The sequence below is a fragment of the Mycobacterium marinum genome (assembly GCF_003391395.1).
Classification (GTDB): domain Bacteria; phylum Actinomycetota; class Actinomycetes; order Mycobacteriales; family Mycobacteriaceae; genus Mycobacterium; species Mycobacterium marinum.
Genome location: NZ_CP024190.1, coordinates 2,841,242 through 2,861,403 on the forward strand (window position 1 = coordinate 2,841,242; position 20,162 = coordinate 2,861,403).

Annotated in this window: 16 protein-coding genes and 1 pseudogene; 8 read left to right on the forward strand and 9 right to left on the reverse strand. The window is 64.8% G+C overall.

The window, feature by feature from the left end:
- Positions 1–9: 9 nt before the first annotated feature.
- Positions 10–1,779, reverse strand: coding sequence for an ABC-F family ATP-binding cassette domain-containing protein (locus CCUG20998_RS11940; protein ID WP_020728757.1), 1,770 nt, complete (start codon positions 1,777–1,779; stop codon positions 10–12).
- 450 nt (positions 1,780–2,229) lie between these two features.
- Between CCUG20998_RS11940 and lpqS the strand changes: the two genes are divergently transcribed.
- The 3 genes from lpqS to CCUG20998_RS28400 all read left to right on the forward strand — a co-directional run bounded on the left by lpqS (position 2,230) and on the right by CCUG20998_RS28400 (position 4,929).
- On the forward strand, positions 2,230–2,658 hold the full coding sequence (gene lpqS / locus CCUG20998_RS29440; protein ID WP_036455627.1) for a putative copper homeostasis (lipo)protein LpqS: 429 nt from the start codon (positions 2,230–2,232) through the stop codon (positions 2,656–2,658).
- A gap of 161 nt (positions 2,659–2,819) precedes the next feature.
- A complete protein-coding gene (locus CCUG20998_RS11950; RefSeq protein ID WP_020728759.1) occupies positions 2,820–3,932 on the forward strand; it encodes an FAD-dependent oxidoreductase in 1,113 nt (370 codons plus the stop codon).
- Between the two features lie 301 nt (positions 3,933–4,233).
- Positions 4,234–4,929: a hypothetical protein gene (locus CCUG20998_RS28400; protein ID WP_231389661.1), complete on the forward strand. Its 696-nt coding sequence runs from the start codon at positions 4,234–4,236 to the stop codon at positions 4,927–4,929.
- A 434-nt stretch (positions 4,930–5,363) separates the two neighbouring features.
- Here the strand turns inward: CCUG20998_RS28400 and CCUG20998_RS11960 are convergent, their stop codons facing one another.
- From CCUG20998_RS11960 to CCUG20998_RS11980, 4 genes are all read right to left on the reverse strand, one after another.
- Positions 5,364–5,756 (reverse strand): hypothetical protein, encoded by a 393-nt coding sequence (locus CCUG20998_RS11960; RefSeq protein ID WP_020728762.1) that lies wholly within the window; start codon positions 5,754–5,756, stop codon positions 5,364–5,366.
- Between the two features lie 359 nt (positions 5,757–6,115).
- Positions 6,116–6,904, reverse strand: a complete 789-nt coding sequence (locus CCUG20998_RS11970) for a transglutaminase-like domain-containing protein (RefSeq protein ID WP_240642845.1) — start codon at positions 6,902–6,904, stop codon at positions 6,116–6,118.
- 162 nt (positions 6,905–7,066) lie between these two features.
- Complete coding sequence (locus CCUG20998_RS11975; protein ID WP_020728764.1) at positions 7,067–7,765, reverse strand: N-formylglutamate amidohydrolase; 699 nt, start codon at positions 7,763–7,765, stop codon at positions 7,067–7,069.
- A gap of 13 nt (positions 7,766–7,778) precedes the next feature.
- The gene (locus tag CCUG20998_RS11980) at positions 7,779–8,507 is read right to left on the reverse strand and encodes a proteasome-type protease (protein WP_036455631.1); all 729 of its coding nucleotides are present in this window, start codon (positions 8,505–8,507) and stop codon (positions 7,779–7,781) included.
- Between the two features lie 602 nt (positions 8,508–9,109).
- Here CCUG20998_RS11980 and CCUG20998_RS11985 point away from each other — a divergent pair.
- The 3 genes and pseudogenes from CCUG20998_RS11985 to CCUG20998_RS28405 form a co-directional block, all read left to right on the forward strand.
- Positions 9,110–12,094, forward strand: a complete 2,985-nt coding sequence (locus CCUG20998_RS11985; protein ID WP_099052712.1) for an acyl-CoA synthetase — start codon at positions 9,110–9,112, stop codon at positions 12,092–12,094.
- The gene (locus tag CCUG20998_RS11990) at positions 12,087–12,320 is read left to right on the forward strand and encodes a Trm112 family protein (protein ID WP_020728767.1); all 234 of its coding nucleotides are present in this window, start codon (positions 12,087–12,089) and stop codon (positions 12,318–12,320) included. Before CCUG20998_RS11985 ends, CCUG20998_RS11990 begins: the two co-directional genes overlap by 8 nt.
- Before the next feature lie 109 nt (positions 12,321–12,429).
- A pseudogene (locus CCUG20998_RS28405) lies at positions 12,430–12,760 on the forward strand (VOC family protein); the annotation flags it as partial.
- A 214-nt stretch (positions 12,761–12,974) separates the two neighbouring features.
- On the opposite strand, the gene CCUG20998_RS12000 reads toward CCUG20998_RS28405, so the two are convergent.
- Genes CCUG20998_RS12000 through CCUG20998_RS12010 form a run of 3 tightly spaced genes read right to left on the reverse strand, consistent with a single transcriptional unit; the run spans position 12,975 to position 15,119 of the window.
- Positions 12,975–13,598: a TetR/AcrR family transcriptional regulator gene (locus tag CCUG20998_RS12000; protein WP_103671037.1), complete on the reverse strand. Its 624-nt coding sequence runs from the start codon at positions 13,596–13,598 to the stop codon at positions 12,975–12,977.
- Between the two features lies 1 nt (position 13,599).
- Entirely contained in the window at positions 13,600–14,421 is an 822-nt protein-coding gene (locus CCUG20998_RS12005) for an ABC transporter permease (RefSeq protein ID WP_181005868.1), read from the reverse strand.
- Positions 14,352–15,119, reverse strand: a complete 768-nt coding sequence (locus tag CCUG20998_RS12010; protein ID WP_020728775.1) for an ABC transporter ATP-binding protein — start codon at positions 15,117–15,119, stop codon at positions 14,352–14,354. Before CCUG20998_RS12010 ends, CCUG20998_RS12005 begins: the two co-directional genes overlap by 70 nt.
- Before the next feature lie 58 nt (positions 15,120–15,177).
- On the opposite strand from CCUG20998_RS12010, the gene CCUG20998_RS12015 reads away from it, so the two are divergent.
- Both CCUG20998_RS12015 and tyrS read left to right on the forward strand, forming a co-directional pair.
- Positions 15,178–15,789 (forward strand): DNA-3-methyladenine glycosylase, encoded by a 612-nt coding sequence (locus tag CCUG20998_RS12015; RefSeq protein WP_020728776.1) that lies wholly within the window; start codon positions 15,178–15,180, stop codon positions 15,787–15,789.
- 11 nt (positions 15,790–15,800) lie between these two features.
- Positions 15,801–17,093, forward strand: coding sequence for a tyrosine--tRNA ligase (gene tyrS, locus CCUG20998_RS12020; protein ID WP_020728777.1), 1,293 nt, complete (start codon positions 15,801–15,803; stop codon positions 17,091–17,093).
- An 875-nt stretch (positions 17,094–17,968) separates the two neighbouring features.
- Here tyrS and CCUG20998_RS12030 read toward each other — a convergent pair.
- Positions 17,969–19,831, reverse strand: a complete 1,863-nt coding sequence (locus CCUG20998_RS12030) for a PE family protein (protein WP_038579557.1) — start codon at positions 19,829–19,831, stop codon at positions 17,969–17,971.
- Between the last annotated feature and the right edge of the window lie 331 nt (positions 19,832–20,162).

Here is a 20,162-nt window from a genome sequence, read left to right on the forward strand (position 1 = left end):
GGTAGGTGCTCATTCAAGTGTCTCGGAGAGTTTGAGCCAACGCTCCTCGGTCGCGACAACCTCGTCTTCGAGCGCCCGCAGCTGCTGGGTCAGCTCGGTGATCCCGACGTGATCGGACTGGTCGTATTCGGCGAGTTCGGTGTGCTTTGCCGCGATGCGTTCGGCCAGACGGGCGAGTTGGCGGTCGAGTGCGGTCAACTCTTTCTCGGCGGCCCGGCGCTGAGCGCCCGACATCGCCTGTGCTGGCGCGGCCGGTTCTTGGCTGGCCTTGGCCGCCGGACGTGCCGCCATTTGCAGGTATTCGTCGATGCCGCCCGGCAGGTGGCGCAGCTGGCCGTCCAGGATCGCGTACTGCTGATCGGTGACTCGTTCGAGCAGATAGCGGTCGTGCGAGACGACGATCATGGTGCCGGCCCAGGAGTCGAGTAGGTCCTCGGCGGCGGTCAGCATGTCGGTATCGACGTCGTTGGTCGGCTCGTCGAGAAGTAGCACGTTGGGTTCCGACAGCAGGGTGAGCATCAGCTGCAACCGCCGCCGCTGCCCGCCGGAGAGTTCGCTGACTCGCGCGGACAGTTGCCCCTTGGCGAAGCCCAGGCGTTCCAGCAACTGTGTCGGGGTGACTTCGCGCCCGTCGACCTGGTAGTCGGCGCGCAGCCGGCCCAACACATCGGCGATCCGGTCTTCGGCGGCCGAGGCCAGCGCGTCGCCCTGCTGATCAAGCACGGCGATCCGGACGGTCTTGCCGCGCTTGACGCGACCCGAGTCGGGTTGGATGGTCCCGGCGATCAGCCCCAGCAGGGTGGACTTTCCGGCGCCGTTGGCGCCGACGATGCCGGTGCGCTCACCCGGGCCGATCCGCCACTCGACCTCACGCAGCACCGGGCGGTCACCGTAGGACACCGACACGTCGAGTAGATCGATGACGTCCTTGCCCAGCCGGGCGGTGGCGAGCTTGGCCAGTTCGACGGTGTTGCGCAGCGGCGGCACGTCGGCGATCAGTTGATTTGCGGCCTCGATCCGGAACTTCGGTTTAGAGGTTCGCGCTGGCGGGCCGCGCCGCAACCAGGCCAATTCTTTGCGCATCAGGTTCTGCCGCTTGGCTTCGGCCGTGGCCGCCAGCCGGTCGCGTTCCACTCGCTGCAGCACGTAGGCCGCGTAACCGCCTTCAAAGGGCTCCACGATTCCGTCGTGAACTTCCCAGGTGGTGGTGGCGATCTCGTCGAGAAACCAGCGGTCGTGGGTGACCAGCAGCAGTCCGCCGGTGTTGCGCGCCCAGCGTTGTTGGAGGTGGCTGGCCAGCCAGGTGATTCCTTCGATGTCGAGGTGGTTGGTGGGCTCGTCTAGGGCGATCACATCCCAGTCGCCGATCAGGAGGCGGGCCAGCTGCACACGCCGGCGCTGGCCGCCGCTGAGCGTGCCAACCTTGGCGTGCCAGCCAATGTCGGATACCAGGCCGCTGACCACGTCGCGGATGCGCGCGTTGCCGGCCCACTGGTGTTCGGGCTGGTCCCCGACAAGTGTCCAACCGACGGTATGGCTCGGGTCCAGGTTGTCGCTTTGGCTGACCGCGCCGATACGCAAGCCACTGCGTCGGGTCACCCGGCCGGAGTCCGGTTGCAGTCCTCCGGTGAGCAGCCCGAGCAGACTGGACTTGCCGTCCCCATTTCGACCGACGATCCCGATGCGTGCGCCATCGTTGACGCCCAATGTCACCGAGTCGAATATCACCTGAGTCGGATATGCCAGGTGTATGGACTCGGCCCCGAGTAGGTGTGCCACCGGCCCAAAACTACCGGCGAGGATGCCGGCGGCTTGCGTTCGGTCGCCGACCCAACATCGGTCACCCCGCCGACCGGGGGATGTGCTCGCCGAGAAGGTGCCCGTCGGGGATTTGCTGGGTAGGTCTTGCGCGACACGTCGGCCGATGGGTCTGGGTGGGTGAGTGAACGTCGCTTCTTCGCCGAGACGGCGACCTGTTACGTCAGCGTGGTTGGGTGACTAGGTCGAAGGGATCCTCGGCGGTGGCGACGGGGGAGCGGGCACCTTCCCATTATACCCGGTACAGGTATCTGGTATAGCCGAGTTGTGGCGCCGCGCCGTGACGCCTCCGGGTTTCGCTCGAAAGAACCACGTCAACAGCTCGTATTCGGGGCATGCTGCCGCGCTGGTGCGGGCTGGCCGGTTTCGCGCTGGGATATACCCCCTAGGGGTGCTAGTCTGATCGCTGCCATGTGCGTTGAGAGGACTCTCCTGAAACCGTGGCCGCGTTACCTGATCGCCGCGGTCGCTGTCGTTTGGTTGCTCGGGAGCCTCATTGCGTGCCACGGGCGACAGGCCGAGAGTGCCGCTGGTCGGGCACTGTCAAACCTGATCGCCGCGTCCGGTCAAGTGTTTGCTGGATCGCCCGGCGTGCGGGCCGCCCACGATTGCCACTGCGTGCGGCAGACCCAAGCTTGCCCCGACGCGATACAGCACGGCTGGATAACCGGCGCGGTTGGACCGGGCGTCCTGGCGACAGAGGTCGCGCTGGTCGCTTGGCTGGCTGTAACGGTGTTCTCGGCCACCCGAGGGCCGCCGGGATCGCCTGGGCCTATTCGCCTTGTCATGGCCGCTACGGGCCGGAGCATCCTGGCCCGGAACTGCATCTCTCGCCGCTGACCGGTCAGCGTTCGCCGCTGTCCAGGTCCGATGCCGCGTGTTCGCGGCACTTGATGCAGGAAAGAGAATGTCGTGAATCGTGTTGTGGACCGAAGGTGCCACCAGACAAATGCCGGCCCCACTGGGTCGGTGCGTTGCGCCAACGCGGAGCGGGTGCGGTCATGACGCTCGGGGACCGGCCACGGGTCGTGGTCATCGGGGCCGGTGTGAGCGGATGGACCACCGCGATGGTGCTGGCCAAGCGGGGTTGGCAGGTCGTCGTCTCGGCCGACGGGTTCGGCATTGACGCGGTGTCCTCGGCGGCCGGGGCGATGTGGGAGTGGCCGCCGTCGCGGTGCGGCCGCTACCACGACCAGGCTGTATTGGCTCGATACGCGGGTTGGGCGATGCGTTCCTACCTCCGCTTCGCCCAGCTCGCCTCGGATCCGGGTACCGGGGTGGGCCTGAGGCCGGCGGTGTACTACTTCGGTCGCCGCATCGAGGACGACCCGATCGAGTTCGCGAAGATGTCTGAGGTGAAGCGATTTGTGCCGGGGTTCCTCCACGACCCGGCGCTGATCGATAAGCACGGCGTCAACCGGGACTCGGGTGTGATCGACGCCTATTCCTACCTGGCACCCACCATTGATACCGACTGGTATCTGGCCTGGCTTGCTCGCGAGGCCAAGAATGCGGGCGTCTGCGTCGACCGTCGTCGCATCTTCGGCCCGCTCGTCAATCAGGAAAATCGGCTGCTGACCGAATACCGTGCCGAATTGATCATCAACTGCGCGGGACTGGGCGCGCGGGAGCTGGCCGAGGACACGACCGTGGTTCCGCACCGCGGCGCGTTGCTGCGGGTGCTGCAGGAACGTACCGCGACCTCGCGGGTAACCGCAGCTCACGTGGTGGCCAACGATGCCGCTACCGACCAGCAGAACCTGATCTCGATCGTGCCTCGCGGATCGGATCAGCTGGTGCTGGGCGGGCTTGTCGAGCCGGACCGATACGACACCGAATTGAATCTGGCTGACTATCCGCCGTTGCGCATGATGTTCGATCGCTGCGTCGAGTTCTTGCCGGCATTGCGCAGCGCTGCACCGGACGTGATTCATCCGGTACGGGTCGGGTTGCGGCCCTTCCGCCGCGACGGAGTGCGGCTGGAAGCCCAGCCCGGCACTCGGATCGTGCACAACTACGGTCATGGTGGCGCCGGCATCAGCCTCTCCTGGGGATGTGCTCAGGAGGTTGCCGATTTGGCCTACCGAATATTCGCCAGACAGGGTGTTGCCTGAACGTGAATTAGGCAGGAGCGTATCCATACCCGCTCCGTTCGGAGCCCGTACCAAGTCGACTGGCCGTGCCGGTGGCCGCGGACCTGGAGAACGATCGCACGCAGCATCGCGAGAGTAGATCCCTCGACACGCCGTCGCGCACGTCATCGGTGGCGCCGGTGTTGTCATGTCTGGACCAGACACCACGACCACCCCGACGCCGTCAGCGATGTTACTGGCGACTGAATCTTGACCCATTGTCGCCGAAGCTTCGCCAAGCAGCATCCGAGCGCGTAGACTGCGTTGTAGTCATACGTTGTAGATGGGCCATCTAGCAAGCGTTTTGACCAAAAGTCCGGCTCCGACGGCAACTGATGGCAAGTGCTCAGGCAGGTTTGCTGTCATTGTCGATGTTTTGCGTCAGTCCCGTAAAACGGGTGCGGTCATTCCACGAAGCCGACTCATCGCGACAATTCCGAACTGTGTGGCCGCGCCTTGCAGCCAACGCAGAACCACCACGAGAGACAAGAACAACCGCGCCCGGGTGCCTATCCGGCGCGATCAACGCCACGGCAATGTCGCCGCCTATGCGGCCATCGGCGACCGGAACGCCCGAAATGAGGCCACAATGAGCAATTCTGAGCACGAGCGAGGGCATGACGGGGGATATGTGCTTCGTTTGGGTGCGGGTTTCAAAGAGAAGGAGCGCCGCCACGTGGTGGAGGAACTGGCGACGCTCTGGCCCCACCTGGGAAGGTGGGATTCCCATCAGGTTGTCGTGGATGTCTCCTTGCAGGACCGCGGCGGCAAGGAGCAGCGCGTCACATTGCGCGCGAGTCTGCCCGGCTTTCCGCCTCTGGTGGCGGTTGCTGATAGCCCGGACATAACCCACGCCCTTGGCGAAGCAAAGCACGAGCTGATTCGGCAGATTGAACACCAGAAGGCGGGGCGAGAGCCGATGAACAATCGCCGGCTGAGGAAGACGACGGTGCGGCATCCGCATAGCACCACGCCATAAGAGATCGCCCCATCCGGATTCCCTCGGGCCCAAACGACAGCTCGCACCCGCGGCCAGACGGAGCAGGATGACGCACATCACCGAATCGCGAGCTATCACCAACCATGCCGCTATGGGGCGGCCCACCTCAGCGGGTACCGATAGGACGTACCCAACCGCCAGGGAAGTGCTCGGCGCGGGCATTGATCGCGCCGACGGGCACAAAGAGTTGGCGGAGGCGAAGTCGACCTGGGATTCCGAAGGTGGTGCGGCCGATCCGCGAACGACCCAAGTAGGGGCCAGCAATGGTCCTCTGATGCCGCGGGCGCACTAGAAGCACTGGGCGCCTCACCGGGGGGGGGGGGCAGGACCCGGTCGGTGGACGAGGATTCAAATTCCAAGGCGTTCAACGCTTTCAGCGCCGGCTTGGCATTTCGACCCGGAGCACCTTGCCGTCAGGTGACTGACCAACCAAACGATTCGGGCGGTTCCTCATGCCACATGCTTGCGGTTTGGCAGATGCGTTCGGCTACCGCATCAATGGACGTTGGGGCGCTGTCGTCGGCACCACCGTCTCCTTGTGGAATCGGGAAGATGAATCTGCCGGCCTTTCCCCATTGCCAGATCGCAGAGAAATCCTCGCGGTTCAGCGGCCGAAAGATAACTTCGGTTCGTGCACCGTGAAGCGCGACTTCGAGCCAGGTCGTGTACTCGACCCGTTCACCAGACATCAGGCGCGGCTCATTGCGGACGTGGACTTCCCCCACATCACCAAGCTGAGCGCGCAGGGCCTCTGCGAGCGGCTGCAGCAATTCCTGCTCGATTTGTTCTGCCCGGTCCCTTTTCATCGCCGCTCCTTCGCTAGCCGATGTCCATCATTTAGATGGTGCCATGTCCAACCCGGTCCTTCTGTAATGCGAGCCGGTTGCCGGCCGCGTACAACGCGCCCCTGCCGGCCACCGCCGGCCCGTCCGCGTGGCACCGGAGGCGCTCCTGGATGCAGCACGCAGCTGTGGCACAGGCTTGGTTATGGGTGACCGACGCCCTGCGCACGAGCGCACCGATACTGGGAAGCATGGGAGCATAAGCGAAGACCGGCTGAGACCCACTGGCTGCACTCAACCGGGTGCTATGTGCAAGTTGGTATGGCGTTAGTGTTCCCGCTCTCTGGTGGTGTCGACGGATGTTGCGCCGGCACGGGCAGTCCTCATGCCGTCGACGGCTTGGGCGCTTGAACCGGACCAGCGGGTACCTCATCGGTCCATACCCTGAAGCTTGTCAATGTGTTGGGGCCGAACGTGTTGTTGAGTGCGACGTCAGCCGCGTCGCGGCCACGTGCGATCAACACTCTGCCGATGCGCGGGGTGTTGTGGCGCGCGTCGAAGGTATGCCAATGCCCGCCGAGGAAGACCTCGAACCAGGCGGAGAAGTCCATCGGATCGTCGACTGGGGGTACGCCGATGTCGCCGAGGTAGCCGGTGCAGTAGCGCGCGGGGATGTTCATGCAGCGGCAAAACGCAACGGCGAGATGTGTGAAATCGCGGCAGACGCCGGTCCGGTCGTAATACGTTTCCAGCGCCGTCCGTGTCATGCGGGCGTGTTCGTAGCCGAAAGTGACATGCTGCTGAACGTAGTCGCAGATGGCCTGAACGCGGCCCCATCCCGGTGGCGTCTTCCCGAAGAGCTTCCATGCAGTCTCCGAAAGCCGATCGGTTTCGCAGTACCGGCTCCCGAGCAGAAAGACAAGGGTCTCCTCTGGTAGGTCCTGAACGGGAATCTGTTGTACCTGAGGAACAATGGGGTCGGGGAGTCCGGTGTCGTTGACGAGCGCGTCGGCCGAGACCCGGGTGCGCCCCTTGGGCGCAACGATGCGGGTGCACCAGTTGCCGAAGCTGTCACGATAGGCTGCCATCGGGACGGGCGGGCCGATGGTCAGGTCGTCGCGGCCGACGAGATCGGACACGCGGGTGAAGTGAACGTTGAGGTTCAAGATCATCGGTGTGGGCTGCGGGCATTCGTAGATCATTTCGAAGCCGACGTGAATCTGCATTATTTTTCTCCGGTATCCAGCAGGTGAAGGCGTTTATGGCTTACCGCGTGGGTAGCGCGATAGGCACTTTCTCGAGCCACTTGGCCCAGGGCGTGAATCATGGCGCGGTCAGGCCGTACATGTCGTGCGTAGCGAATCGATCAGCTTGCGCCGCAACGCTGCCCAGCGTCGGCCTCCGGTCAAAGTGATGCCATGATTGACCTCGAGTTCGATACCGACGTAGTCGCTCGGAGCGAATCGCACACGCAAGTGCGAGGTCAACCCTTCGCCTTTTCCGGCATAGGGGTAATTGCGCCGTACGCGAAGATCGGGAGCGGATTCCGCGAGCGACTCTTTCCAGTGGGCACACAGATCCGCCTCCCCTTGCCGGCTGGGGTGGTGGAGCAAGCCCACATCGGTGCGGCGCACTTTGCCATCTAGCTCCGCGACAAAGCTGTGCGACGAGATGTGGATCACGTGATGGCCGCGCGCCACCGCCTGAGTGACGAGACGCTCGACCTGGATGCGGTAGGACCGGTACTGCTGTTCGATGATCTGCGCCCGGATCTGGGCTGATAGGACGCGGGTTACCGCCGAAAAGAGTTGTGGATGGCCGATCGAGCGATTGAGATCGATGAGCAGACGGCTGACAGTTGACGCCACCGGTGGCGCTGCAAACTCGCCGGCGAGTGCATCCACCATGATCAGCGACCCGGGATCGTAGCCACGGTGGGAATCCAGTAGTGGCCGTTTTCCCCGAAACAGCAGCCGGTAGGGCGGGGGTATCCGATCGCCGCCGTGTTCGCAGGTGATGATGAAGGTATCCACCGTGACGACCGCCTCACCAGTGCAACTCGGGCAAATGGCGAAACGCTTGCCGCACACCTTCGCCCCAGGCGTGGCCGAGCGCGGTGAAATATGCGTCGCCCTCGTCGAATCTCCGCCGCCCCTGTACTTCTAGGCTGTCCCGTTCATAGCAAATCAAGTCGATCGGCATGCCAACCGACAAATTGCTGCGCATGGTCGAATCGAAAGACACGAGTACACACTTCGCAGCATCTGCGATTGTCGTTTGTCGTGTAAGCACGCGGTCGAGGATCGGCTTGCCGTACTTGGTTTCACCGGTCTGCAGGAAGGGTGTCTCGGCTCCTGCTTCGATGAAATTGCCCTCGGCATAGGTCCGGAACAGCCGCATCGGCTCTCCTCTGATCTGCCCGCCGACGATGAACGAAGCATTGAAACGAATGCTGTTCTCTTCCAGGTACTTACCGTCTCGCTTTTCGATATCGCGCGTTGCATCCGAGACCAGCCTCACGACGTCGAACATAGTTCGAGCGTCCAGGATATTGGCAGCCCCGCCACTGTCTGCGCAGCGCTGTGTCAGTACGCTGATGACGGCCTGCGTTCCGGCTAGGTTTCCTGAACTCAGCAGAACTATAACGCGGTTGCCGCGACGCTCAAATACCGTCATCTTGCAGAACTTGGAGAAGTTGTCCACGCCGGCATTCGTACGGGAGTCCGAGGCGAAAATCATTCCCCTGTCGAGCATTACACCAATACAGTACGTCACGCGAGGCACCTTCTGGGCAATCGAACCCGCCGTTCATGTTTGCCGCGTGCTGTAGGCTGCTGGCAGAAAACGCAGGTAAGAACGACTACCGATCCCTGTTCGATCCTGCCCCGATGTTATCGAGAGTACACGGCGCCGGCGTACGCATCCAGGCACGTGCGGGTCGCATTCGGCTAAATGTGCGATTTCACCGCGCGCTGAGCCGCGGGCAAAGGCCAGCAAATCCGGTACCGACGACTGGCGTTCGTCTCGCAAGAGGACAAGAAGAACCGTCTCTGGCTAACTCGGCACACGCGGAGACGTTCCACGGCTGGCAGGACCACCCGCTGTGCGACGAATCATTGGAGGGCTGCCACCGGGTGGGGCAACCATGTGTCACCGTGCCGCCATGCCATGGTCAAGGGTCCAGAAAACCCACACGGATGCCGCCGGCTGCCAATTGGCCGACCGAGCGGCCGACGCGGCACCTCCTCTTGTCGACCGCGACGAATCGTCGCCCTGCTCGGATCAGGGTCTTTCGCACCCGCAAACAGCGTGACTGGAACCGCTCTGCTTGTACATGTGCCATGATGTCCACGCTGTCAAGGCACAATCAGGGAGCAGTGGTGGATCTCAATTTGTCGATGGTCACACGCCCGGTCGAGCGTCTGGTGGCCACCGCCCAGAATGGTTTGGAAGTGCTACGGCTGGGAGGCCTGGAAACGGGCAGCGTCCCATCGCCTTCGCAGATCGTCGAGAGCGTACCCATGTACAAGCTGCGACGATACTTTCCGCCGGACAACCGGCCGGGTCAGCCGCCGGTCGGACCACCGGTGTTGATGGTGCACCCGATGATGATGTCGGCCGACATGTGGGACGTCACCCGAGAAGAAGGCGCCGTCGGAATCCTGCATGCCCGGGGACTGGACCCCTGGGTCATCGACTTCGGCTCACCCGACAAAGTCGAGGGCGGCATGCGCCGCAACCTCGCCGACCACATCGTGGCGCTCAGTGAAGTCATCGACACGGTCAAGGACACCACCGGCAGCGACGTGCACATCGTCGGGTATTCGCAAGGGGGCATGTTCTGCTATCAGGCCGCCGCGTATCGGCGTTCCAAGAACATCGCCAGCATCGTGGCGTTCGGCTCCCCGGTGGACACCTTGGCGGCTCTGCCGATGGGCATTCCGGCCAACTATGGGGCCGCCATCGCAGACTTCATGGCCGATCATGTCTTCAACCGGCTGGATATCCCAAGTTGGATGGCGCGCGCCGGCTTTCAGATGATGGACCCGCTCAAGACCGCCAAGGCCCGGGTGGATTTCGTGCGTCAGCTGCACGACCGTGAAGCGTTGCTGCCGCGCGAGCAGCAGCGCAGATTCCTTGAGCGCGAAGGGTGGATCGCCTGGTCGGGTCCGGCGATCTCGGAGCTGCTCAAGCAGTTCATTGCGCACAACCGAATGATGACCGGTGGTTTCGCCATCAACGGGCAGATGGTGACACTCACCGATATCACCTGCCCTGTACTGGCGTTCGTCGGCGAAGTCGACGACATCGGGCAGCCGGCGTCGGTGCGCGGTATCCGGCGCGCGGCACCCAACACCGATGTCTACGAATGCCTGATCCGGACCGGTCATTTCGGCCTCGTCGTGGGATCCAGGGCTGCCCAGCAGAGCTGGCCGACCGTCGCGGACTGGGTGAATTGGCTGTCTCGCGACGCAGACAAGCCGGCCAACATCGGCCTGATGGTCGAGCAGCCGGCCGAACACACCGACAGCGGTGTCGCGTTCAGCTCCCGTGTCGCGCACGGCCTCGGGGAGGTCTCGGAGGCGGCGCTGGCCGTGGCTCGCGGTGCGGCTGAGGCGGTCTTTGCGGCCAATAGATCGGTGCGCACCCTGGCCGTTGAAACGGTCCGCACGCTGCCGCGCCTGGCTCGACTGGGCCAGCTCAATGACCATACCCGAATTTCGCTGGGCCGCATCATCGACGAGCAAGCACGTGACGCGCCGCAGGGCGAATTCCTGTTGTTCGACGATCGCGTGCACACCTACGAGGCCGTCAACCGGCGCATCAACAACGTCGTTCGGGGTCTGATCGAAGTCGGTGTGCGACAAGGTGACCGGGTGGGCGTGCTGATGGAGACACGGCCCAGCGCCCTGGTCGCGATCGCGGCGCTGTCCCGGTTGGGGGCGGTGGCGGTGCTGATGCGCCAGGACGTCGACCTTGCTGCCCAGGTTCGGCTTGGGGGAGCGACCGAGATCTTGGCTGACCCAACCAATCTCGGTGCTGCACGGCAACTCCCGGGGCAGATATTGGTGCTGGGCGGTGGCGAGGCGCGCGATCTGGACCTGCCCGAGGACGCCGACGTCATCGACATGGAACAGATCGACCCGGACGCCGTCGAACTGCCCGCCTGGTATCGGCAGAACCCCGGTCTAGCAAGGGATCTGGCCTTCATCGCGTTCAGCGGAATCGGCGGTGAACTGGTGGCGAAACAGATCACCAACTATCGCTGGGCGGTGTCGGCTTTTGGAACCGCCTCAACGGCCTCCCTGGACCGCAAGGACACGGTCTACGCCTTGACTCCGCTGCACCACGAGTCCGCGCTGCTGGTCAGCTTGGGCGGTGCGGTTGTTGGAGGCGCCCGCATTGCGCTGTCCCGCGGATTGCGGCCAGACCGGTTCCTCAACGAAGTGCGGCGATACGGCGTGACGGTGGTTTCCTACACCTGGGCGATGCTGCGTGACGTGGTCGACAATCCCGAGTTTGCGTTGCACGGTAACCACCCGGTGCGGCTGTTCATCGGCTCTGGGATGCCGACCGGACTCTGGGAGCGCGTCGTTGAGACGTTCGCACCCGCTCACGTCGTCGAGTTCTTCGCTACCACCGACGGACAGGCGGTGCTGGCCAATGTGTCTGGCGCCAAGATCGGCAGCAAAGGTCGGCCGTTGCCCGGGGCTGGACGTGTTGAGCTCGGTGCCTACGATGCCGAACACGACCTGATTCTGGAGAACGAGCGTGGCTTCGTGCAGATCGCCGAGGCAAACCAGGTCGGGGTGCTGCTGGCCCAATCCAGAGGCCCCATCGATCCGACGGCCTCGGTCAAACGCGGGGTTTTTGCCCCCGCGGACACCTGGATATCCACCGAATACCTGTTCCGCCGCGACGAGGACGGAGACTTCTGGCTGGTGGGCCGGCGCGGCTCGGTGGCGCGCACCGCGCGCGGGATGATCTATGTCGAACCCGTCACCGACGCGCTCGGCATCATCGACGCCGTTGACCTTGCGGTCACCTACGAAGTCTCGGTCGGCGAGCATCAGCTCGCGGTATCGGCAGTGACACTGCGCCCGGGCGCGACCATCACGGGGGCCGACCTGACCGATGCCGTGGCCGGCATGCCGATCGGCCTGGGCCCCGACCTCGTGCACGTGGTGCCGACGCTCTCGCTCAGCGCGACCTACCGTCCGACGGTCAGCGCCCTGCGGGCGGCCGGGCTTCCCAAGCCAGGACGCCAGGCATGGTATTTCGATGCCGACACCAGCGAGTTCCGACGGTTGACGCCAGCGGTACGTGCCGAACTCAGCGGCGAGGCGCCCGCCGATGCTTGACGGAAAGCTGCTCAAGATCCTGGTGTGCCCGGCCGACCGGGGTCCGCTGCTGCTCGTCGAGGACGGCGAACGGGGCCGGCTGCTCTACAACCCGCGGCTACGGCGCGCATATCGGATCGACGACGACATTCCGGTCTTGCTGATCGATCAGGCCCGCGACGTCACCGACGATGAGCACGCTCGCTTCACGGCACCTGGCTTACCGACGGATTCGCCCGCGGGCTGACGGCGCAACCCGACAATGCGGCGGGGCGTGACTACCGGAGGACGTCCCTACGGCCACAACGAACGCGACGAGGATTCGTGCCTGGGTCCGGTTCGGTAGCGTGCCACGCATGGCCACTAAACTCGAGAATGTCGGCATCGCCGTTCGCGACCTCGAAGCAACGATCTCCTTTCTCACCGACCTCGGTCTCACGTCTCACCGACCTCGGTCTCACGGTCGTCGGGCGTGACACGGTCAGTGGTGAATGGACCGACACTGCCGTCGGCCTTGATGGCAATCACGCCAACGTTGCGATGCTCCGGACGCCAGACGGGCACGGTCGTCTCGAGCTCTTCGAGTACATCCACCCAACGGCGATGGAGTCGAAGCCCACGGTGCCCAACGAGATTGGAATGCATCGGGTTGCCTTCTCGGTCGACGGCATCGAGCAGGCTCTCGAGTCCAGCCTCGGCCCGGCACACCGAACGCTCAGAGAGTGCTGAGAGTCTTGGTGTGCCGGGCTGGCCGGCGTCGGCTGTCATATCTGGGTGGCGGTAGGTTTGCCTGGCCCCCCATGGCTGAGCCGTGTCTACCGCAGCGCGGGCGAGGGCCTGGTGTTGTTGGTCGATCGGCCCCACCGCCTCATCGACGTCATCGCTGACGAGCGCGCTCGTTTCATGATGCAATCTCCTCTGGCAGTTCACCGGTGAGGTAGCGCTGCAGGGTGGGAGCGATGGCCTGTGCGACCTGGTCGGCCGGCAGTGAGGCGAAGGGCTCGATCTTGACGATGTGGCGAGCCATCACCACTCCCAGCAGTTGGGAGGTCACGAACTGGGCCCGGATCCTGCCGGTTCCCGTGGGGGAGTCGACTCGCGAACCTACTTCGCTCGTCACCACCTCCTGCAGGAAAGAGCGTGCCAGATTCGATTCGGTGCCTGCCATCAACGCCCGCAGGGTCGCGATGAGCCCGGTGCCCAGCTCGGAATCCCACAGTGGCAGCAACACGGACGGCAGCTTGAGCCCGAGTTCGTCAACCGGGGTTTCGACAATCTGCTCGAGCACCACGGTCGGATCGATGGGGATTTGGATTGCGGCAGCGAACAGCTGTTGTTTGGTGCCGTAGTAGTGATGCACAAGAGCGGCATCCACGCCGGCGGCCGCAGCCACCGACCGGACCGAGGTTCGGTCAAGACCATTGCGCGCAAAGAGTTCTCGCGCACAGCTCAGGATGTGTTCCCTGGTGTTTGAGGTGCCGGTGGGGCGTCCAGGTCGCCGGCGTCCGGTGTTTGTCGTTTCCACGCTAGGACGTCCGTCGGCGTAGGGTTGCGGCGGCCAGGCAAAGGGATGCGACCGCGAAAACCACCACGACGACGATGTCGCGAAGAGCGATGTAGGTGAGCTCGGGATGAGCTCCCACTTGCTGCAAGGCTTCCAGAGCGTAGCTTGCGGGCATGGCGTTGCTGACCCACTCGAGCCAGGTGGGCATGACCGCACGAGGGACGATGATGCCGGCCAGCAGCAACTGCGGCACCATCACCAAGGGGATGAACTGCACGGCCTGAAACTCCGTGCGGGCGAAGGCGCTGAACAACAATCCCAAACCCACTCCCAGAATGGCGTTGACGACAGCGATTACGAAGACCCACACGGGACTGCCCGCGGTGTCGAATCCCAGAAGCCAAAACGACACGATGCAAGCCACCGTGGCTTGTGCGGCCGCCGCGAGCGAAAATGCTGTGCCGTAACCGGCCAGCATGTCCAGCCGCCGCAGCGGCGTGGTCAGTACGCGCTCCAACGTCCCAGATGCCCGCTCTCGCTGCATCGTGATCGAGGTGATGATGAACATCACGAAAAGCGGGAACAGACCCAGCAGGATCAAACATGCGTTGTTGAACGGCGTTTGCGTGCCGGGGCGGTGGGGGGCATTTTCGAACATGAAATACATCAGCGTGATCACCAGCACCGGCACCAGCAGGATCATCGCAACGCTGCGGTGATCGGCGGCGAGCTGACGCAGGATTCGCGTCGTGGTAGCGGTGTACGCGCGCGGGCCTATTCGGCCTGGTGCGTGGTGGTGTGGCGGCGGATCATGGAGAGAAACGCCTCCTCCAGCGACATGCATCCGGTGTCCTTCCGTAGTTGGGACGGGGTGGTGTGCGCCACTAGGCGGCCAGCACGCATCAGCAGCAGATCGCCGCAGTGCTCGGCTTCATCCATGACGTGGCTGGAAATCAGCAATGTCGTTCGGGCGCGGGCTAGCTCGGTGAACTGCTGCCAAAGATCCACGCGCAAAACGGGATCCAGGCCCACCGTAGGTTCGTCGAGGACAAGCAACGTGGGGTGACACACCAGCGCGCACGCCAGCGACACCCGGGTTCGCTGTCCGCCGGACAAGTTGGCGCAGTAGTCGGTGCGGTGATCGGTCAGGCCCACTCGCGCGATCGCATCATCGGCGGCTTGCCTGTTGTAGCCGTAGAGGGCGGCGAAGTAACGGACGTTGTCGATGATTCGCAGGTCGTGGTAGATCGCTGGATCTTGTGGCAGATATCCGACCTGGCGGCGCAGCACGGCAGAACCGGCCGGATGACCCAGCACGGTGACGGTTCCCGACGTCACGATCTGGGTGCCGACGATGCTGCGCATCAGGGTGGTCTTGCCGCACCCGGATGGCCCGAGCAGCCCGGTGATGGTGCCGCGCGCAATGTCGACCGAGAGGTCGTGCAGCGCGGAGTGTTTGCCGCGGATTACTCGTAGGTGCTTGATGCTGACAGCCGGCTGTGACCCACCTGTTAGCGATTCAACGCTTGTTGAAGTCACCATGCGATGAATAGTCAACCTAGAAGTGGGGTTTGTCAAGAGGAAGGGCACAATCGCTGCGATGAGCGCTGAGCAACTGCTGGTCGACCCGGTATCTGCCGCACATCGACTGCTCGGGGCGACCATCGCCGCGCGGGGGGTGTGCGGCGTCATCGTCGAGGTCGAGGCCTACGGCGGGGTTCCCGACGGCCCGTGGCCCGACGCGGCGGCCCATTCCTATCGCGGACCCAGTGCGCGCAACTGCGTCATGTTCGGTCCACCCGGTCGGCTCTACACCTACCGCAGCCACGGAATCCACGTATGCGCCAACGTCGCGTGTGGTCCCGACGGTACGGCCGCGGCGGTGCTGCTCAGGGCGTGCGCCATTGGCTGCGGTACCGATGTCGCCCGGTCCCGCCGGGGTGAGCTGGTTGCCACCGCCGCGCTCGGGCGTGGTCCGGGAAACCTGTGTTCGGCGCTAGGGATCACCATGGATGACAACGGGATTGATTTATTTGACCCGGCCAGTCCGGTCACGCTGCAGCTGCACGAACCGGTTGCGGCGGCCTCAGGGCCGCGGGTGGGGATCAGCCGCGCCGCCGACCGGCACTGGCGGTTGTGGTTGGCCGACCGTCCGGAGGTGTCGGCGTATCGACGAAGTCCACGAGCACCCGCTCTCGGGGCCAGCGACTAGAGTCTTGCGCGATGTCTTCAAACTCTTCTGGGTCAGCTGGGATCCTCGACGAGCTGGGCTGGCGCGGCTTGATCGCCCAGTCCACCGACCTTGACGCGCTGGCCGCCGACGCACAGCGCCCGCCGCTGACGGTTTATGCCGGTTTCGACCCCACCGCGGCAAGCCTTCATGCCGGACACCTGGTGCCGCTATTGGCGTTGCGGCGATTTCAGCGAGCGGGCCATCGTCCCATCGTGTTGGCTGGTGGGGCCACCGGGATGATTGGCGACCCTCGCGACATCGGTGAGCGCAGTCTCAACGACGCCGATACCGTGGCCAACTGGACCGAGCGGATCCGCGGCCAGCTGGAACGCTTCGTCGACTTCGACGGATCTCCCACCGGCGCGATCGTCGAGAACAACCTCGAATGGACCGCCGCCATGTCGACCGTCGAGTTTCTGCGTGACGTCGGCAAACACTTCTCGGTGAACGTGATGCTGGATCGGGACACCATCCGGCGGCGGCTGGAGGGGGAGGGGATCTCCTACACCGAGTTCAGCTACATGCTGCTGCAGGCCAACGACTACGTCGAACTGCACCGGCGCCACGGCTGCACGCTGCAGATCGGCGGATCGGATCAGTGGGGCAACATCATCGCTGGCGTCCGCCTGGTGCGCCAGAAGTCGGGTGCGGCGGTGCACGCCCTCACGGTCCCGCTGGTGACCGCCGCCGATGGCACCAAGTTCGGCAAGTCGACCGGCGGCGGCAGCCTTTGGCTGGACCCCGAGATGACCAGCCCGTACGCCTGGTATCAGTACTTCGTCAACACCGCCGACGCGGATGTGATCCGCTACCTGCGGTGGTTCACCTTCCTGGCTGCCGAGGAACTGGCCGAGCTGGAGCAGGCCACCGCCGAGCGGCCCCACCAGCGCGCCGCCCAACGCCGGCTGGCGGCCGAACTCACCACCCTGGTGCATGGGGAGGCGGCTACCGAGGCCGTCGAGCACGCCAGCCGAGCGCTTTTCGGCCATGGCGAGTTGAGCCGGCTCGACGAGGCGACTCTGGGTGCGGCACTGCGCGAGACGAGCATCGCCGAACTCGCGCCGGACACTCCGGACGGCATCGTGGATCTGCTGGTGGCCACCGGGCTTTCGGCCAGCAAGGGCGCGGCGCGGCGCACCATCGGCGAAGGAGGGGTGTCGGTCAACAACATTCGGGTCGAGACCGATGAGTGGGTACCGCAGACTTCGGACTTCCTGCACGGGCGCTGGCTGGTGCTGCGCCGTGGCAAGCGGAACATCGCCGGAGTGGAACGCGTCGGCTGAGCGGCTCTTTCCCGGTGAGCGAAATGCATAGTCGAGCATTTTCAAAGCACTGGGCGCTGCCGGGCGGCTATTCGCGGCTTACCGCGAATGAAAACTGGAATTGATTGGAGAACGGCTTGGTGGGGGCCAAGCCGGGGGTCGCCAAGCGCGGTGGACACCCGATAATTGACTGATAGCCGTGCAGCTCGCCTCATGGTAATTCGAAGCCCGGCTGTCGCGTCGGCGCCGCGCAACGGCGCCGGTGTGTCCAGCGGATAGAACTTCGTTGCCGCCCGCCCGGGTCCGTACCCCATGGCGCGCGGCAATAGTGTTGGCTGGCAGCCATTTCCGAGGGGCGGTGGGCCGTGCCTTGGTGGGGATCAATACCCCTCGATCAACCGATCCCCACCGTGACAGTGCGTCTCGAGCGATCAGCTCACTCAACGACCTCGTCGGCGCTCAGGCCGGCATAGAAGGCCGAGTAGGTGGTTTCGGTCTCGCGGAAAAGCAGTTCAATGGCCACGTCAAAGTTCCCAATCTTCGGTGTGAATTTCCTAAAACAGAATGGTATTTTAGTATTCTGTTCCAGATATCTTTATGGACGCGGATAGTTTAAAACAATATTTGTGATATATGAAATTAATCCGCCGGTTGTGGGAAGTCGTTGTCCCCCGATTGTGGGACGTGATTCGGTGGCCCTATCAATGTAATTCCATTGACTTTGCATAGCCATCCACGCCTCGGCCGTCGCGGCCGTCTACCCTGAAGGCGCAGGGGCCCAATGCATTTGGCCGTCAAGGAAGTGTCCGATGAGTGGCCGGTAACAGTGCAATAGTCTTCGGGGCCCGGAAAGCCGCACGAGGCCGGGCCGGACGGGGGAGCGGGGCGGGCCGGAATCAGCCCGGCTGGCCCGGCGCCCCATCGAGTCCGGTGTGTCCGTTTGCGCCCGCACCCCCGCTGGCCCCGGATCCCTGGGCGGTACCTCCGGCACCTCCGGCGCCGCCCGCGCCGCCGGCGCCTCCCGCCCCGGCTGCGCCGCCGGCCCCGATCGAGCCGGTCCCGCCGGCCGCACCGATCAAGCCACCGCGACCGCCCGCACCGGCAACCGCGCCGGCCGCGCCGCCATTACCGCCGTCGCCGCCGTCGCCGCCGTCGCCGCCGTGACCGCCCTCGCCGGCAACGGATGCCGTCGAGGACGATGAGGTGTTGCCGCCAATCCCGCCAATCCCGCCGGCGCCGCCGGCGCCGCCGGTGCCGCCGACCCCGCCGGTGCCCGAGACTCCACCCGCGCCACCGGAACCGATCAACCACCCGCCGTTTCCGCCGTTACCGCCAGTGCCGCCGGCCCCGCCCGTTCCGCCGATCGCGGTCGAGTCTGCCCCATAGCCGCCATCGCCGCCTTGTTGTCCGGTGGCGGTGCCATCGCTACCGCCGATGGCGAATCCGGCGTTACCTCCATCGCCTCCGGTTCCGCCGGCGGCGCCGGCGCCACCCATGCCTCCGGTGCCCCCGACGCCTCCGGTACCACCGTTGCCGAACAGTAGGCCGGCATTGCCGCCCTGGCCGCCGGTCCCTCCCGTGCCGCCGTCGCCGCCGGCCACGCTGCTGGCGAAGCCGGCGCCGCCGCGCCCGCCGACCCCGCCGACGGCGTCACCCTGGTTGGCATGTCCGTCGCCACCCCAGCCGCCCGCGCCGCCGGCACCACCGGCAACCTGGGCATCGCCCCCGTTGCCACCATTTCCGCCGGTGGCCGACGGCTGCGGTGCATCGGTCTGACCGGAGGTGTCTCCGCTGCCGCCGTTGCCGCCCATGCCGCCATTGGCGCCGTCGCCGCCCTTGCCGCCATCGCCGCCCAGGGCGCTGTTCTGGTTGGATGAGGTTGCGCTGCCGCCCTGCCCGCCAACGCCGCCGTTTTGGATGGTGCTGCCCGCGGCGCCTTCCGACCCGTTGCCGCCGGTGAGGGGGTTGGCGGCGGGATCGTCGGTGGTGGTCACATCTTGGCCGGCTGTGCCCGGGTTTGCGGTGTCGAAGACCAGGGGGTTGGAGCCGTTCGTTCCGGCCACGCCGGTGCCGCCTTGTCCGCCGGCGCCGCCGCTGCCGAACAGCAAGGCGCTACCTCCGTTGCCTCCAGCTCCGGCCATGCCGCCGTTGAAGCCGAGTGTGGCGGTGCCGCCCATTCCGCCGGTGCCGCCGTTGCCGAACAACAGCCCACCGGTGCCGCCATTGCCCCCAGCCGAACCGGCGCCGCCGGTTCCGCCATTACCGCCATCGCCGAATAGCCCCGCGGATCCACCGCCGCCGCCGGCTTGGCCGAAATCGCCGGCCGCGCCGTTGCCGCCGTTGCCGATCAAGAGTCCGCCGTCCCTTCCGTCTTGTCCGGGGTAGGTGCCGTTGGAGCCGTTGCCGATCAGCGGACGCCCAAGGATGGCCTGGGTGGGCGCATTGATGAGGTCGAGCAGTGGTTGCAGTGGTGAGGCGTTGGTGGCTTCGGCCGTCGCGTACAGGTTTGAGCCGTTGGCCAGAATCCGCACGAAGTCGTCGTGAAATGCGGCCATCTGGGAACCCAGCGATTGGTATTGCTGGGCGTGTGTCCCGAACAACGTGGCCACGGCGGTCGACACTTCATCGGCGGCCGCGGCGGCGATCGCGGTGGTCGACGCCGACGCCGCCGCATTGGCGGCGCTGATCGTCGAACCGATCCCGGCCAGATCGGTCGCTGCCGCCGAAATCAGCTCCGGCGCTGTGATGACAAACGACACAGTGCGCTCCCATCGGTTCATGACGCCCCAGGAAAAAAATTGCTGACGGCGCCTTCGAGAATGGCCACGACAGCCGACTGCAACAGGATATAAAGATTCGCGCACTATTGCTGCGATTTCAGCGCAATGGTCAATTTAGACGAACCGGGCGGGTCTCTCGAATTCACCCTTTGATGAATTACTCACGGCCTTTTCTTGTGTTCATGCGCACGCATTTTCTAAATCCGCCATCGGATGAATTTGCTTTTTTGGTTATCGCGCGCACATCGCGGCGTGTCTCCGGGCATGGCCGGTTATTGGCACTGCGTCGCACTTCGACAGGCTGGGTTGC